The sequence below is a fragment of the Marinobacter sp. HL-58 genome, from assembly GCF_001314605.1.
Lineage (GTDB): Bacteria > Pseudomonadota > Gammaproteobacteria > Pseudomonadales > Oleiphilaceae > Marinobacter.
This window is the reverse complement of the sequence record NZ_LIHP01000003.1, coordinates 1-12,772: the sequence shown is the minus strand read 5'-3', so window position 1 is coordinate 12,772 and position 12,772 is coordinate 1. Positions and strand designations below refer to the sequence as shown.

General features: G+C 56.5%; 10 protein-coding genes. 8 read left to right on the top strand and 2 right to left on the bottom strand.

What is annotated here, in order from left to right; genetic code table 11:
* Positions 1–53: 53 nt before the first annotated feature.
* Positions 54–1,718 (top strand): NAD+ synthase, encoded by a 1,665-nt coding sequence (locus tag HLUCCO03_RS03075; RefSeq protein ID WP_027831023.1) that lies wholly within the window; start codon positions 54–56, stop codon positions 1,716–1,718.
* 6 nt (positions 1,719–1,724) lie between these two features.
* Here HLUCCO03_RS03075 and HLUCCO03_RS03070 read toward each other — a convergent pair whose 3' ends face one another.
* Positions 1,725–2,558, bottom strand: coding sequence for an outer membrane protein assembly factor BamD (locus tag HLUCCO03_RS03070; protein WP_027831024.1), 834 nt, complete (start codon positions 2,556–2,558; stop codon positions 1,725–1,727).
* Positions 2,559–2,697: 139 nt separating this feature from the next.
* Here HLUCCO03_RS03070 and rluD point away from each other — a divergent pair, with 139 nt between their 5' ends.
* From rluD to clpB, 3 genes are all read left to right on the top strand, one after another.
* On the top strand, positions 2,698–3,675 hold the full coding sequence (gene rluD, locus HLUCCO03_RS03065; RefSeq protein ID WP_027831025.1) for a 23S rRNA pseudouridine(1911/1915/1917) synthase RluD: 978 nt from the start codon (positions 2,698–2,700) through the stop codon (positions 3,673–3,675).
* Positions 3,665–4,408 carry a peptidoglycan editing factor PgeF gene (gene pgeF, locus HLUCCO03_RS03060; RefSeq protein WP_027831026.1) on the top strand — a complete coding sequence of 248 codons (744 nt, stop codon included), beginning with the start codon at positions 3,665–3,667 and terminating at the stop codon, positions 4,406–4,408. The genes rluD and pgeF overlap by 11 nt, the downstream gene beginning before the upstream one ends.
* Before the next feature lie 142 nt (positions 4,409–4,550).
* Complete coding sequence (gene clpB / locus HLUCCO03_RS03055) at positions 4,551–7,127, top strand: ATP-dependent chaperone ClpB (protein ID WP_027831027.1); 2,577 nt, start codon at positions 4,551–4,553, stop codon at positions 7,125–7,127.
* 75 nt (positions 7,128–7,202) lie between these two features.
* Here clpB and HLUCCO03_RS03050 read toward each other — a convergent pair whose 3' ends face one another.
* Positions 7,203–7,661 carry a DUF4124 domain-containing protein gene (locus tag HLUCCO03_RS03050; RefSeq protein ID WP_036197281.1) on the bottom strand — a complete coding sequence of 153 codons (459 nt, stop codon included), beginning with the start codon at positions 7,659–7,661 and terminating at the stop codon, positions 7,203–7,205.
* 495 nt (positions 7,662–8,156) lie between these two features.
* Between HLUCCO03_RS03050 and HLUCCO03_RS03045 the strand changes: the two genes are divergently transcribed.
* The 4 genes from HLUCCO03_RS03045 (at position 8,157) to pssA (ending at position 12,401) form a co-directional block, all read left to right on the top strand.
* Positions 8,157–9,875, top strand: coding sequence for an acetolactate synthase 3 large subunit (locus HLUCCO03_RS03045; protein WP_027831029.1), 1,719 nt, complete (start codon positions 8,157–8,159; stop codon positions 9,873–9,875).
* A 2-nt stretch (positions 9,876–9,877) separates the two neighbouring features.
* Positions 9,878–10,369, top strand: a complete 492-nt coding sequence (gene ilvN / locus HLUCCO03_RS03040; RefSeq protein WP_027831030.1) for an acetolactate synthase small subunit — start codon at positions 9,878–9,880, stop codon at positions 10,367–10,369.
* A 67-nt stretch (positions 10,370–10,436) separates the two neighbouring features.
* Positions 10,437–11,453, top strand: coding sequence for a ketol-acid reductoisomerase (ilvC, locus tag HLUCCO03_RS03035; protein WP_027831031.1), 1,017 nt, complete (start codon positions 10,437–10,439; stop codon positions 11,451–11,453).
* 159 nt (positions 11,454–11,612) lie between these two features.
* On the top strand, positions 11,613–12,401 hold the full coding sequence (gene pssA / locus HLUCCO03_RS03030; protein ID WP_292016610.1) for a CDP-diacylglycerol--serine O-phosphatidyltransferase: 789 nt from the start codon (positions 11,613–11,615) through the stop codon (positions 12,399–12,401).
* The last annotated feature ends 371 nt before the right edge of the window (positions 12,402–12,772 follow it).

Sequence of the window (12,772 nt, the reverse complement as noted above, 5' to 3'; positions counted from 1 at the left end):
CGTTGCGGGGTTATAATAGCCTTTTAATGGCAATGAGTTACAGGAGCTGCGTTATGTCCGTGCAAAAGGATCAGTCACCCGGCGGCCCGGTGCCCGGAAAATTGAGAGTGGTTATGGCCCAGCTTGATTTCCTGGTGGGAGATATCCCCGGTAACACTGGCAAGGTGATTGAAGCTACGCGGCGTGCAGAACAGGAGCACCAGGCGGATCTGGTGGTGTTTCCGGAGCTGTGCCTGACCGGCTACCCTCCCGAAGACCTCCTGCTTCGTCCCAGTATGGATGTGCGCATTGCTGAAGCCCTGGCATCTCTGCAGGATGCGGGGCTTGGTCCTGCAGTTATTGTCGGCGCGCCGATCAGGGAAGGGGCGCTTCTGTACAACGCGGCCGTCATTGTTGAAGATGGAAAAATCACCGGCCGTTACTTCAAGCGCTTCCCCCCCAATTACCAGGTATTTGATGAGAAGCGTTACTTCGCCAATGGTGCTGACACACTGGTGATGGATGTCCGGGGAGTGCCGGTAGGCGTCACTGTGTGCGAGGACATCTGGAGCGATGGGCCCGTGGAGGATGCCGCCGCAGCGGGGGCGAAACTGGTCGTCAACCTCAACGCCTCACCCTACGACATCGACAAACAGAAGCGCCGCAAGGCACTGATTGAACGCAAGGCCTGCGAGAACCGGGTCAGTATTGCCTATGTCAACCTGGTTGGCGGCCAGGACGAGCTGGTTTTCGATGGCGGCTCCATGGTCTACGATCATTCCGGTGTTCTTGCCGCTGAAGCTCCCCAGTTCAGCGAAGGGCTCTATCCGGTGGATTTCATCTGCGAGCATCATTGCCAGCCCATAGCCCAGCCTGCCATTGCCGAGCCCTCCCTGGAAGAGAATGTCTACAGGGCTCTGGTGCTGGGTGTGCGGGACTATGTCAACAAGAATGGCTTCAAGTCTGTGGTGCTGGGCTTGTCCGGAGGGATTGATTCAGCGGTCACCCTTGCCATCGCGGTTGACGCCCTGGGTGCGGAACGGGTGCGCGCCGTGATGATGCCATTTCGCTACACATCCGGCATTAGCATTGAGGATGCGGAAGCGGAAGCCCTCGCCCTGGGCGTCCAGTACGACGTGTTCTCCATCGAGCCCATGTACGATGCGTTTATGGAAACTCTGGCGGCACCGTTCGAAGGAACGCAACCGGATACCACCGAGGAAAACCTGCAGGCAAGGTTGCGGGGCGTGCTACTCATGTCCCTGTCCAACAAGTTTGGCTCGCTGGTGCTGACAACCGGCAACAAAAGCGAAATGGCGGTGGGTTACTCGACGTTGTACGGCGATATGGCGGGAGGCTTTGATGTGCTCAAGGATGTTCCCAAGACCCTGGTTTTTCGCCTTGCCTGGTACCGCAACACGGTTTCACAGGTAATTCCCGAGCGGGTTATTACCCGTCCGCCATCGGCAGAGCTGGCGCCTGATCAGAAAGACGAAGACAGCCTGCCCGGTTATGACATCCTCGACCAGATTCTTAACCTGTATGTTGAGCGAGACCTCAGTGCTGATGCCATCGTTGCCCAGGGTTTCGACAGGGCCGATGTGGACAGGGTAGTGCGCCTGGTGGATATTAACGAATACAAGCGCAGGCAGGCGCCTATCGGTGTACGGATTACCGAGCGGGGTTTTGGCAAGGACCGCCGCTATCCCATCACCAATGGTTGGAAAAGCGGCAACTAGTGCCGCTTATTCGTCGCCAATCAGGCCGAAGGTTACTACGCTGGACAGCGAACGGTCCCTGCGCTTGAGAATATCGGCCTGAAATTCGCCATCCTCGTTGAAGGCGGAACTGTCCGGAAAGTTCTCTTCCAGCATGGCGACAGCGTCTGACGAAGCCTTCTTCAGATCCATGAACCGGTAAGTTTCGGCCATAATGATCAGGGCTTCTTCCACGGATGGGGTGGTGGAGTAGTTTTCCACAACGAAGCGTGCCCGATTATTGGCTGCAATGTAGGCTTCACGGCTGATGTAGTAGCGGGCGGCAAAGAGCTCAAGCTCTGCCAGGCGGTTGCGGATGGCTATCATGCGCTGGCGGGCATCCGGGGCGTATTCACTGGACGGGTAACGGTTCAGTAGCTCGGAAAAATCCCGGAAAGCCTGGCGTTGCTCGCCCGGATCCCGTGCCGCTACGTCTATAGGGAAATATCTCGCTGCAAGACCGAGATCCAGGTTATAGGAGGCCAGCCCCCGCATGTAAATGGCATAATCCGCGTGATCGCTTTGAGGGTTCAGGCGAAGAAAGCGGTCCGCGGCGGCGCGAGCACCTTCCAAGTCAAGATTCTGGTAGCGGGCATAAATCAGATCCAGCTGGGCCTGCTCCGCATAACGACCGAAGGGATAGTAGGTTTCCAGGTAATCAAGATTCAGTTCGGCCTCATTGAAATTTCCCGAGTTCATTGCATCCCGGGCATTTTCGTAATAGGTCTCTTCCGGCAATACTTCTTCCTGCTTGTTGGATGCGCAGGCACTGATAAAAAGGGCTGCGGTAGTCACTAGCAGTAATCGAACAACTGATCTCATGCCGGAATCCCGTATAATGGCGAAAATTCAAATGGTGAGCCATTGTAACGGGGATCTCCTCCATTGTGCAGTGGCACTCGCGGTTGATTGAAAAATTCTGACTCAAACGTAACCTTTTATCACCGGCCCCGGGGGCTCAATGTCATCTGAACACCGTATTATTGCCAGCTTTTCTGTCCCACCGGAACACAGCGACCGCCGTCTGGACCAGGCCGCTGCTGAGCTGATGCCGGAGCACTCCCGTTCACGATTGCAGGGCTGGATCAGGAGCGGGGCGCTGACGGTGAACGGGAAAGCCTGCAAGCCCCGCGACAAGGTGATGCTGGGGGATAAGCTGGAGCTGGATGCCGAACCGGAAGCGCAGGTGAGCTGGCAGGCGGAATCCATTTCCCTGGATATTGTCCATGAAGATGAGCACCTGCTGGTCATCAACAAGCCGGCGGGCCTGGTTGTTCATCCCGCTGCCGGCCATGCGGATGGCACGCTGGTGAACGCACTGCTGAATCATGCCCCGGAAGTTGAAAATCTGCCGAGAGCCGGCATCGTGCATCGTCTTGACAAGGATACCTCCGGAATCATGGTGGTGGCGCGCAGCCTGATTGCCCACACATCACTGGTGGATCAGTTGCAGACCCGCACCATGGGGCGGGAGTATGAAGCAATCGTGGTCGGGACTCTGACGGGAGGGGCGACAGTGGACGCACCGATTGGCCGTCATCCCCGTGAACGGAAAAAAATGGCGGTCGTGCCAACGGGGAAACCGGCTGTCACCCATTATCGGCTGATCGAGCGGTTCGCCGCCCATACTCATATCCGGTGCAAGCTTGAAAGCGGGCGCACACACCAGATCAGAGTTCATATGGCCCATGTGAAACACCCCCTGGTGGGGGACCCGCAGTACGGCGGCCGGCTTCGCCTGCCCAAAGGGACAACTGATGAGCTGCGGGACGCACTGGCCGGGTTTCAGCGCCAGGCTCTCCATGCCCGGCAACTGACCCTGGAGCATCCTGGTACTGGCGAGGTGATGACCTGGGAAGTGCCCTTGCCGGAGGATATGGAAGCGCTGCTGGCAGCGCTCCGCAAGCACGTCAGGGATCTGGAGAATCATGACTTCTGAGCTGCCACTCATCCTCCCGGATTGGCCCGCGCCGTCCGGGATCCGGGCTGCCTGTACCACCAAGCACGGCGGGGTAAGTAGTGCCCCCTGGGATACCCTGAACCTGGGTACCCATGTGGGGGATTCGCAGCAGGCGGTGGAGCAGAATCGCGCTATCTTGTATGAGCAGCTTGGACTTGGTGCCGGGTGCTTTGGCTGGCTGAACCAGGTGCATGGCACTGATGTTGTCGAGCTGCCGGCAACCGGGCAAGTCCGGGCCGATGCCAGCGTGACATCCCGGGCCGGCGACGTCTGCGTGGTCATGACTGCGGACTGCCTGCCGGTGCTATTCTGTGACGCCTCTGGCAGTCGGGTGGCGGCGGCCCATGCCGGGTGGCGGGGGCTTGCCGATGGTGTGCTTGAGAGTACAGTGGCGCGGTTCGGGAATCCCGCCAGTCTTCTGGCTTGGCTGGGGCCGGCTATCGGGCCGGACCGGTTCGAGGTGGGGCCGGAAGTGCGTGAGGTTTTCCTCACGAATGATCCGCTCGCAGCAAGTGCCTTTGTTCCAAGTCCCTGCCGGGAGGGGCATTACCTGGCTGATATCTACACACTGGCCCGCCAGAGACTGGCCGCCGCAGGTGTGTTGCAGGTGTATGGAGGAGGCTTCTGCACGGTGACAGACCAGGAGCGATTTTTCTCCTACCGCCGTGACGGGCAGACAGGACGCATGGCCAGCCTGATCACTATTTCATGATGCCCGTCAATTTTCTGACACTTCCTGTCCCTGTCCGCTTGAAGTCCTGCCAAACGCCCCTACATTAACTGTCAAAGCAAAGTAAATGCTGCCCCCGGAAAGCATTCCGGGCCGCATGACAGAAAGTGGGGAATCCAGAATCATGAGAATCGACAAACTGACCAGCAAACTGCAGACCGCGCTTGCGGATGCGCAGTCCCTTGCAGTGGGCAAGGATCATAATTTCATCGAGCCGGTGCATCTGATGCAGGCGCTGATGGACCAGGAAGGAGGTTCCATCAAGCCCCTTCTGAAACAGTCCGGGGCAGAGCCCGGTCGCATTCGACAGGCTGTGGCCCGGGAGATTGAGAACCTGCCGGAAGTGCAGGGTTCAGCCGGAGACGTTTCCATGTCCAATGACATGGGACGGCTGTTCAATATCGCAGACAAGCTGGCGCAGAAGCGTGGTGACCAGTTCATCTCCAGCGAACTGATGTTGCTGGCAGCCCTTGAGGACCGGGGCACCCTTGGCCGTGTCCTGCGAGAGCAGGGAGTCGATAAGTCATCCCTGGAGGCCGCCATCGATGAAGTCCGTGGTGGTGAGTCGGTTGATGATCCCTCTGCGGAAGAAAACCGGCAGGCCCTGACCAAATACACCATTGATCTCACCGATCGTGCTGAGGCGGGTAAGCTGGACCCGGTGATCGGCCGTGATGACGAAATTCGCCGCACTATCCAGGTGCTCCAGCGCCGTCGCAAGAACAACCCTGTCCTGATTGGTGAGCCTGGTGTGGGCAAGACCGCCATTGTTGAGGGGCTCGCACAGCGAATCGTCAACGGTGAAGTGCCGGAAGGGCTCAAGAACAAACGGGTACTGTCTCTGGACATGGGCTCTCTGATTGCGGGTGCCAAGTTTCGTGGTGACTTCGAGGAGCGTCTGAAGGCTGTACTCAATGAGCTGGCCAAGCAGGAAGGGCAGATCATCCTGTTTATAGACGAGATCCATACCGTGGTAGGCGCCGGTAAAGCGGAAGGCTCCATGGATGCCGGCAACATGCTCAAGCCGGCGCTGGCCCGAGGCGAGTTGCATTGTGTAGGTGCCACGACCCTCGACGAGTACCGCGAAAACATCGAGAAAGACGCCGCCCTGGAGCGCCGCTTCCAGAAGGTGCTTGTTTCCGAGCCGAGTGAAGAGGATACAATCGCGATCCTTCGTGGCCTCAAGGAGCGCTATGAAGTTCACCACGGCGTGGAGGTGACTGACGGTGCCATCATCGCCGCAGCCAAGCTTTCTCATCGTTATATTGCCGACCGTCAATTGCCGGACAAGGCCATTGACCTGGTGGATGAGGCTGCCAGCCAGATTCGTATGGAAATGGACTCCAAGCCGGAGGCGCTGGACCGTCTTGAGCGGCGCCTGATCCAGCTGAAAATCGAGCGCGAAGCGCTGAAAAAAGAAACCGATGCAGCGTCCAAAAAGCGGCTCTCGGAGCTTTCGGACGTGATCACCGGGGTGGAACGTGAATACGCGGATCTGGAAGAGGTCTGGAACACCGAAAAGGCGGCGTTGCACGGCTCGCAGAAGATCAAGAGTCAGCTGGAGCAGGCCAGGATTGATCTGGAAAATGCCCGTCGGGCTGGTGATCTTGGAAGGATGTCCGAACTGCAGTACGGCCAGATTCCGGAACTGGAGCGCCAGCTGGATATGGCGAGCCAGGCGGAAATGATGGAGATGAAGTTGCTCCGTAACCGGGTGACGGACGAAGAGATCGCAGAGGTCGTGTCCAAGTGGACCGGTATTCCGGTATCGAAGATGCTGGAAGGGGAGCGCGATAAACTCATGCGCATGGAAGAAGCGCTGCATAGTCGTGTAATCGGCCAGGATGAAGCTGTCGAAGCGGTTTCCAACGCAGTGCGCCGTTCCCGCGCAGGTCTTTCAGACCCCCATCGTCCCAATGGTTCATTCCTGTTCCTCGGGCCTACCGGTGTAGGTAAAACCGAGCTGTGCAAGGCTCTGGCTTCCTTCCTGTTTGATACTGAAGAGGCCATGGTTCGCATCGACATGTCCGAGTTCATGGAGAAACACTCGGTTGCCCGGCTGATCGGTGCCCCTCCCGGCTATGTGGGCTACGAAGAGGGCGGTTACCTGACCGAAGCGGTCCGCCGCAGGCCTTATTCGGTGTTGTTGCTGGACGAGGTCGAGAAAGCGCATCCGGACGTGTTCAACATCCTGCTGCAGGTGCTGGAAGATGGGCGCCTGACGGATGGACAGGGCAGAACCGTGGATTTCCGGAATACCGTCATCGTGATGACATCGAACCTGGGTTCCGACATCATTCAGCAGAAAGCGGGTGAAGAAAACTACGAAGCGATGAAATCTGCTGTTATGGAGGTAGTAGGCACTCACTTCAGGCCCGAGTTCATCAACCGCGTGGACGAAGTGGTGGTGTTCCATCCGCTGGCCAAGAGCCAGATCCAGGGCATTGCCAAGGTCCAGATCGAGATCCTCAGCAAGCGCCTGAAAGAGCAGGATATGAAGCTGGAGCTGGACGATGCGGCCATGGAACTGCTGGGAGAAGTCGGTTACGACCCGGTTTACGGTGCTCGCCCGCTCAAGCGTGCGATCCAGCGAATGATCGAAAACCCGCTGGCGCAAAGGCTGCTACAGGGCGACTTCGTCTCCGGGGATACCATCCGCGGCACGGTGAAAGATCATGCCCTGACCTTCTCCAGGGCTTGACGGAGGCAGCAAAAAGGCGGGGCCAGGAGCCCCGCCTTTTTCGTTTCCGCAACAACCTGTTCTGCCGGTTACCAGCTATTCTTCTGAGGATTCACCGCAATTTTCTTCTGCGATTTCCTCAAATTTCTTGCGCTGTTCCTCGATCTCTTCTTCTGACAGGTAGCGCTGCTCGCCATCCTCGTCCACGCGTATCCGGCTGTTCCGCTGCAGAATGCTCAGATTGCTGCGTGCCGTCTCGCAATTTGCTTCCCGTTGTTTGCGCCGTGCTTCTTCCTGCGCACTTTCTTCTTTTCGCTCAGATTCTTCGGTTTCCTGGTCCTCCAGGGCCTGAACCTGTTCCTGGGCGCTCTGGCGTTTGCTTTCGGACTGTTTTCCGGTGCGTATACTGACGGACTCCGACCGTGTTCCGGTTGGTTCCCGATCGCCGAAATGCGTCACTCCTTCCTCATCGGTCCATTTGTAGACAGAGGCCGCCGAAGATATCGCCGGTGCTGCAACCAGTAGTACTGCCAGGGTCAGAATTTTTATGTTCATGCCTCTACTCATTCCGCGTTAGCCTTGTCGGAGTACTGTCACAACAGTACCGTCTCTGTTTAGCCTATGTTTATCATGCCATTTGTAAAGGCAAGTTTCTTGAGTCTGGTTCAAATACTTGCACAAAGTATGGCAGACCTTTGTCGGGTAAGGGCAGAGAATAGGGTCGCCGCTATTGACAGGGAGTTTCGCGCTGTCAAAATTACCGATTGCCTGAAGACTGGGGTCAATACGGCAGGCAATCCCGTGCGAGTATCCCCCGTTAATTACCACACTGAATGCCCCGCGCATGGTCGCGGACTGGTTGTTGCTTACGTGCAACCCGTTGATTGGCCGTTCTCCGCAACCCTCAGGAGGGCGGCTGGCCAGGAGACAACCTCTTACAGCTGGTGTGGCGGAGTATCCGGTTCAGCTTTCACAAGAAGCATGATCACCGGACATCCAGGCAACCGGGACCTTCCCGGCTCATTCACTCGTAGAAGAGGGTAGAACATCGTGGAGTTATTGTCTGGCGCCGACATGCTGATCCGGTCCCTGCAAGATGAGGGGATCGAATACATATACGGCTATCCGGGTGGTGCAGCGCTGCATATTTATGATGCGCTGTTCAGGCAGGACAAAGTCAAACACATTCTGGTACGTCATGAGCAGGCGGCGGTCCATATGGCCGACGGCTACGCCCGTGCGACCGGGTTACCAGGTACCGTACTGGTGACTTCGGGTCCTGGAGCCACCAACACGATCACTGGCATTGCCACCGCATTCATGGACTCCATCCCCATGGTGGTCCTGTGCGGCCAGGTGGCATCAACGCTGATTGGTGAAGATGCTTTCCAGGAGACCGACATGATCGGCGTCTCCCGTCCTGTTGTGAAGCACAATCTCAGTGTCCGTCACCCGGAAGAAATTCCGGGAATTATCCGTAAGGCTTATTATATTGCCGCTACGGGCCGCCCTGGTCCGGTGGTGGTCGATATCCCCAAGGATATGACCACACCGAACGAGCGTTACGAATATGTTTTCCCCAAGAAGGTGAAGCTGCGCTCGTACAACCCGGCCATTCGCGGTCACGCCGGCCAAATCAAGAAAGCCGTGGACATGCTGATGGCGGCGAAACGCCCCATTATCTACGCTGGCGGCGGCGTTATTCTCGGTAAGGCGACAAACCAGCTGACTGAACTGGTCAGGACGCTGGGCTACCCGATTACAAACACCCTGATGGGTATTGGCTGTTATCCTGCCTCCGACAAGCAGCATCTTGGCTGGCTGGGTATGCATGGTACCTATGAATCCAACATGGCCATGCACCATTCGGATCTGATCCTTTGTGTCGGCGCTCGATTCGACGACCGGGTGACGAATGCCACCGAAAAATTCTGCCCCGGCGCCCGTATCGTGCACATCGATATTGACCCGGCATCTATTTCCAAAACCATTGATGCGGATGTTCCCATCGTTGGTCCGGTGGATGCGGTGCTCAACGAGATGATCACGCTGGTCAGGGAGAGCAAGGAAAAGCCGGACGCCGACGCTATCGCGGCCTGGTGGAAGCAGATCGAAGAGTGGCGGGCGTTCCATGGCATGCGCTATGAAACCAGCCCGGATGTGATCAAGCCGCAGGAAGTGGTTGAAGCACTCTGGAAGCTTACCAATGGTGAGGCATTCGTAACCTCGGACGTGGGGCAGCACCAGATGTTTGCGGCCCAGTACTACAAGTTTGACAAACCCAACCGCTGGATCAACTCGGGTGGTCTGGGCACCATGGGCTTCGGTTTGCCGGCCGCAATGGGTGTCAAACTGACGCATCCGGACGACGAGGTGCTTTGCATTACCGGTGAGGGCAGTATCCAGATGAATATCCAGGAGCTGTCCACCTGCAAGCAGTACAACCTGCCGGTGAAAATCATCAACCTGAACAACCAGGCGCTGGGTATGGTCAAGCAGTGGCAGGACATGAACTATGAGTCCCGTCACGCAGAGTCTTACATGGGATCGCTGCCAGATTTCATCAAGTTGGCGGAGGCATACGGCCACAAGGGTGTCAGGATTGATAAAAAGGAAGATCTGGAGCCCAAGCTCAAAGAAGTGCTGGCAATGAAGGACGACCTGGTATTCGTTGATATCTACGTTGACCGGTTTGAGCACGTCTACCCCATGCAGGTGGCGCGCGGCTCAATGAAAGATATGTGGCTCAGCAAGACGGAGAGGGTCTGATCATGCGTCGAATCATTTCTGTTTTGCTTGAGAACGAACCTGGGGCCCTGTCCCGCGTGGTAGGGCTGTTTTCCCAGCGCAACTACAACATCGAAACGCTGACAGTGGCACCGACTGAGGACGAGACGCTCTCTCGCCTGACGGTAACAACCACTGGCTCTGACAGGGTCATCGAACAGATCACCAAGCAGCTGAACAAGCTCATTGAAGTGGTCAAGCTGGTGGATCTTACAGAGGGTTCGCACATCGAGCGTGAACTGATGTTGGTCAAGCTCAAGGCAACGGGCTCCCAGCGCGCCGAGATCAAGCGCACGGTTGATATTTTTCGCGGCCAGATAGTAGACGTCACCAGCTCTGTCTATACCGTTCAGTTGGCAGGTAACAGCGAGAAGCTGGATGGCTTTATTCAGGCTGTGGGTACCTCGGGGGTACTTGAGGTTGTCCGTAGCGGTGTGTCGGGCATTGCCCGCGGCGAAAAAGTATTGAGCCTGTAACGGGCACTGACATCATTCTGTACAATGACGGCCACTCAAAGGCCAATACAATATATAGAGGTTTTTCATGCAGGTTTATTACGATAAGGATTGTGATCTTTCCATCATCCAGGGCAAGAAAGTGGCCATCATCGGTTTTGGCTCACAGGGCCACGCTCATGCGTGCAACCTGAAAGAGTCCGGTGTTGATGTAACCGTTGGTCTGCGCCCGGGTTCTTCCTCGATTGCCAAGGCAGAAGCTTACGGTCTGAAAACCAGCGACGTACCGTCCGCTGTTGCCGCTGCCGACGTAGTGATGGTTCTGACGCCGGACGAGTTCCAGGCGCAGCTGTACAACGCCGAAATCGAACCGAACCTGAAGCAGGGCGCTACCCTGGCGTTCGCCCATGGCTTCTCGATTCATTACAACCAGATCGTGCCGCGCAAGGACCTGGACGTAATCATGATTGCCCCCAAGGCGCCGGGCCACACCGTTCGCACCGAGTTTACCCGTGGCGGCGGCATTCCTGACCTGATCGCCATCTTCCAGGACGCGTCCGGTAATGCCAAGAACCTGGCCCTGTCCTATGCCAGTGGTATTGGTGGCGGCCGTACGGGCATCATCGAAACTACCTTCAAGGACGAGACCGAAACCGATCTGTTCGGTGAGCAGGCTGTTCTGTGTGGTGGTACTGTTGAACTCGTCAAGGCGGCCTTTGAAACTCTGGTTGATGGCGGTTACGAGCCGGAAATGGCTTATTTCGAGTGTCTGCACGAGCTCAAGCTGATCGTTGACCTGATGTACGAAGGCGGTATCGCCAACATGAACTACTCCATCTCCAACAACGCGGAGTACGGTGAGTACGTCACTGGCCCCGAGATCATCAACGAGCAATCCCGTGAAGCCATGCGCAATGCACTGAAGCGCATCCAGACCGGTGAATATGCCAAGATGTTCATTCAGGAAGGCAGCAGCAACTATCCGTCCATGACGGCCCGTCGCCGCATCAACGCCGAGCATCAGATCGAGACCGTAGGCGAAAAGCTGCGCTCCATGATGCCCTGGATCTCCGCGAACAAGATCGTGGATAAAGAGAAAAACTGAGCCGGTAACCCGGTCAGTTTTGGAAAACGCGGCCCGGGTGGCCGCGTTTTTCGTATATACTCCGCCTAAATGCTTTCCGGAGTGACTGGAATGAGTGACGAAAAAAAGCAGACGAATACCAAAGCCGCAGAGAGCGGGGCCCGGGAACAGGATAGCGAAATGGGCCACGAGTTCGACATTGAGACTGGCGAGGTAGTCGAGGAAGAGTTTGTTGAGGGGGCCCCGGTCCGGCGCAAGGGGATTTATCTCCTTCCGAACGCGCTCACAACGGCCTCCCTGTTCTCTGGTTTCTATGCCATTGTTTCCGCCGCTAATGGTGTGTTTGATAATGCAGCCATCGCCATTTTCGTATCGATGATTCTCGACGGCCTTGATGGCCGGGTAGCCAGGCTCACCAATACCCAAAGCAAATTTGGCGAAGAGTATGACAGCCTTGCCGATATGGTCGCATTTGGCGTTGCGCCGGGATTGGTGGCTTTCTTCTGGTCACTGAACAATCTCGACCAGGTCGGCTGGGCCATTACCTTCATATATGTGGCTGGCGCTGCCCTGCGTCTGGCGCGATTCAATACCCAGATAGGTTCCGTCGATAAAAAGTTTTTTGTTGGCCTGGCCAGCCCCGCTGCGGCTGCTTGTGTGGCCGGACTGGTCTGGTGTTTCCATGATGTAGAGCCGGCCAGTTGGTTGACGCTGATGACCATCATTGTTGTCGGTGGTTGTGGGGTGCTGATGGTCAGTAACATCCTCTACAAGAGCTTCAAGGATCTGGATATGCGTGGGCGGGTGCCGTTTGCGGCGATTCTTCTTGTGGTTCTTGTGTTCGTTGTGGTGGCGCTTGACCCGGCTACGGTGCTGTTTACCGGCTTTCTCGTTTATGCCCTGTCGGGACCGGTTTTGGCGCTGTTCAGAAAATCCCGTAATTCAGCGAACGAATCTGCGTCGGTTTAGCTCAAAAAGGAAGCATCCTGGCTGCAGATTGATCAATGGCATAGGTGCTAACCGAAACATGGTGAAAATAGTTGTTTAACCTCGTTGACACATGCGCACGGCTCTGTAGAATGCGCATCTCTTTCGAGGGACACGCCCCTGGGGCAGGTCAGAAATTGAAAGACAACCGTTTGATTTGATTGGCAGTTTTTCGGCCTCGGGTCGGAGCCAAAATAAACGGTTGACAAGGCGGTGATTCGATGTAGAATACGCGGCCTTGATCGGGATAGTTTGAAGCCCGAACGCTCTTTAAAAAGTTGACCAAGTAATTCGTGTGGGCGCTGGCCGAGGTATTTCGGATACGAAATATCAGGACAGTGACTCGTCGAAAA

Excerpts from the sequence above, each read along its gene's own strand:
- HLUCCO03_RS03075 (WP_027831023.1), top strand. The coding sequence starts at position 54 with ATGTCCGTGCAAAAGGATCAGTCACCCGGCGGCCCGGTGCCCGGAAAA.
- HLUCCO03_RS03070 (WP_027831024.1), bottom strand. The coding sequence starts at position 2,558 with ATGAGATCAGTTGTTCGATTACTGCTAGTGACTACCGCAGCCCTTTTT.
- rluD (WP_027831025.1), top strand. The coding sequence starts at position 2,698 with ATGTCATCTGAACACCGTATTATTGCCAGCTTTTCTGTCCCACCGGAA.
- pgeF (WP_027831026.1), top strand. The coding sequence starts at position 3,665 with ATGACTTCTGAGCTGCCACTCATCCTCCCGGATTGGCCCGCGCCGTCC.
- clpB (WP_027831027.1), top strand. The coding sequence starts at position 4,551 with ATGAGAATCGACAAACTGACCAGCAAACTGCAGACCGCGCTTGCGGAT.
- HLUCCO03_RS03050 (WP_036197281.1), bottom strand. The coding sequence starts at position 7,661 with ATGAACATAAAAATTCTGACCCTGGCAGTACTACTGGTTGCAGCACCG.
- ilvN (WP_027831030.1), top strand. The coding sequence starts at position 9,878 with ATGCGTCGAATCATTTCTGTTTTGCTTGAGAACGAACCTGGGGCCCTG.
- ilvC (WP_027831031.1), top strand. The coding sequence starts at position 10,437 with ATGCAGGTTTATTACGATAAGGATTGTGATCTTTCCATCATCCAGGGC.
- pssA (WP_292016610.1), top strand. The coding sequence starts at position 11,613 with ATGGGCCACGAGTTCGACATTGAGACTGGCGAGGTAGTCGAGGAAGAG.